At 68.9% G+C, this 2,103-nt stretch carries 4 protein-coding genes; 1 reads left to right on the plus strand and 3 read right to left on the minus strand.

The genetic code is table 11. From position 1 onward, the window contains the following. The first annotated feature begins 212 nt into the window (after positions 1–212). Positions 213–878, plus strand: coding sequence for a fasciclin domain-containing protein (locus ACWEBX_RS39505; protein WP_451889532.1), 666 nt, complete (start codon positions 213–215; stop codon positions 876–878). Between the two features lie 103 nt (positions 879–981). Here ACWEBX_RS39505 and ACWEBX_RS39510 read toward each other — a convergent pair whose 3' ends face one another. From ACWEBX_RS39510 to ACWEBX_RS39520, 3 genes are all read right to left on the minus strand, one after another. After that, positions 982–1,419 (minus strand): SRPBCC family protein, encoded by a 438-nt coding sequence (locus ACWEBX_RS39510; protein ID WP_451889533.1) that lies wholly within the window; start codon positions 1,417–1,419, stop codon positions 982–984. A gap of 33 nt (positions 1,420–1,452) precedes the next feature. After that, complete coding sequence (locus ACWEBX_RS39515; protein ID WP_451889534.1) at positions 1,453–1,797, minus strand: ArsR/SmtB family transcription factor; 345 nt, start codon at positions 1,795–1,797, stop codon at positions 1,453–1,455. Further along, the coding region (locus ACWEBX_RS39520) for an SRPBCC domain-containing protein (RefSeq protein WP_451889535.1) at positions 1,794–2,103 on the minus strand (310 nt) is incomplete at its 5' end. The genes ACWEBX_RS39520 and ACWEBX_RS39515, both read right to left, overlap by 4 nt.

A 2,103-nucleotide genomic window follows, 5' to 3' on the forward strand; every position in this document is an offset into this window, starting at 1 on the left:
AACCGGTCGCGGCGGTACCGCGTCCGCGGTCCGGCCCGGACACACCCGCACCCTTCCCCGCGGCGCCGGTGGTCGGCACTCCGCAGTCGCGACCGTCGACCGATCCTCCCGTCCCCCCTCGCCCATGAGCGGCGTGCACTTTTGCAAAACGCCCTTCCCGACACCCCCCGAACGCAGCCGCATCGCGCTGCACCGTTCAACAGGAGAACACGATGAACACCCGTATCCGCCGTACCACCGGTCTTCTCGTCGCTGCCGCCGTGCTGCCCCTGGCCCTGGCCGCCTGCTCCAACGGCAGCAATGACGCGGACAAGTCCGATTCCGCGAGTACGGCGGCGGCTTCGGCGACGACGGCGGGCAGTGACGACATGGCCGGCTCCGGCAGCAGCGCGAGCAGCATGGATCAGCCGTTCGGCCCGGCCTGTTCCTCCGTGCCGAAGGACGGCGCCGGCTCCTTCGACGGCATGGCCAAGGACCCGGTGGCCACCGCCGCCTCCAACAACCCGGCGCTGTCCACCTTGGTGGCGGCGGTGAAGAAGGCGGGCCTGGTCGACACCCTCAACAACGCGCAGAACATCACCGTGTTCGCGCCGACCAACGACGCCTTCGCCAAGATCCCGAAGGCGACCCTGGACAAGGTTCTCAACGACAAGGCCCAGCTGACGAAGATCCTCACCTATCACGTCGTCGGCCAGAAGCTGACCCCGAAGGACCTGGAGAACGGCTCCTTCACCACCCTGGAGAAGTCGAAGGTCATGACGTCCGGTTCGGGCGAGTCCTACACGGTCAACGACTCCGCCAAGGTGGTCTGCGGCAACGTGAAGACCGCCAACGCCAACGTCTACATCATCGACACCGTCCTCATGCCCAAGAGCTGACGCCTGCACGGGCCGAGGAAGCACGGACCGAGAAGGCGCGCCTGCCCGGACGCCCCGACGGGAGCGATCCGGGCAGGTGTGCTTCCTCGTGCCGGGGGTGGGGTCAGTGCCAGTTGCTGATCCGCACGTCGTGCGGGTGCGGTGCGCCGGTGCCCGTCTCCACCAGGGATTTCAGGCTCATCAGGAACAGGGCCCACTTGGTGCTGCAGTGGTTCATGAACTCCACCTGCTCGCGCCACCCTTCGTGTGCGAACAGGATGATCGTCCACTCGCCCTCCTGCTTGAGGTCGAAGGTCACCGTGGTGCCGATCCATTCCTCGGGACCGGCGACGACCTCCCACCGCACCCGGGTGTCCGGCCGCAGTTCGAGGACCTTCATGTCGAAGCCGCCGACGTCGCCGAAGCGGAACCGCAGTACGTCCTCGCCGCTGCCGTCGGTGTCGGTCGTCCACCACGCGGCCAGACCGTCGACCGTGGTGAGTGCCTGATAGACCGTGTCCCGGGCCGCGGTGGTGCCGACCCGGTGCAGGATGTCCGCCATCTCGATCTCCTCGCTTCTTCTCGTTCCGGCTCGCTACTTCTTCTCGTTCTTGGCTCGTTGGATCGCTTCGGCGATGCTCTTGACGCGTTGCAGCCGGGCGTCCCACAGCGCGCCCACCGACTGCAACTGGGCCACGGCGCGCGCGAGTTGCGCCTCGTCGACGTGGTAGCGCCGCTCCCGGCCGGCCGCCGTGGAGCGGACGAGTCCGGCCCGGTCGAGCACGGTCAGATGCTTGGTCACGGCCTGCCGGGTGACGGGCAGGCGGGCGCTGAGGGTGGTCGCGGTGCCCGGCCCCTCGGCCAGCAGCAGGTCGATCATGCGGCGCCGGGTCGGGTCGCCGATCGCCGACCACAGACCGTCGTCGACGCCGGTGTTCATCGCGCGCCCGCCGCCTGCTTGGCGGTTGCCGCCAGGCGGGGCAGATAGAAGTCCCAGCCCTGCCGGTGGTCGTTGTAGTGCGCCTCGAGCACGGCGGCCTCCCAGCCGCGTTCGCGGTACCCGCTCTCGCGGAAGCGGAGCGTGGTCCCCTCGCCCGACGGGGCGAGTTCGAAGGTCACCAGCAGCGAGTTGCCCGGAGCCGCGGTCTCCCCGTCCTCGTAGGTCCACCGGAACGACAGGGTGCGCGGCGGATCGGACTCGACGACCGTGAACGGCACGGACTTACGGGTGCCGCTGCTCTCGTCC

The sequence above is a fragment of the Streptomyces sp. NPDC005070 genome (genome assembly GCF_053600395.1).

Coding starts and splice junctions, on each gene's coding strand:
- ACWEBX_RS39505 (WP_451889532.1), top strand. CDS start 213: ATGAACACCCGTATCCGCCGTACCACCGGTCTTCTCGTCGCTGCCGCC.
- ACWEBX_RS39510 (WP_451889533.1), bottom strand. CDS start 1,419: ATGGCGGACATCCTGCACCGGGTCGGCACCACCGCGGCCCGGGACACG.
- ACWEBX_RS39515 (WP_451889534.1), bottom strand. CDS start 1,797: ATGAACACCGGCGTCGACGACGGTCTGTGGTCGGCGATCGGCGACCCG.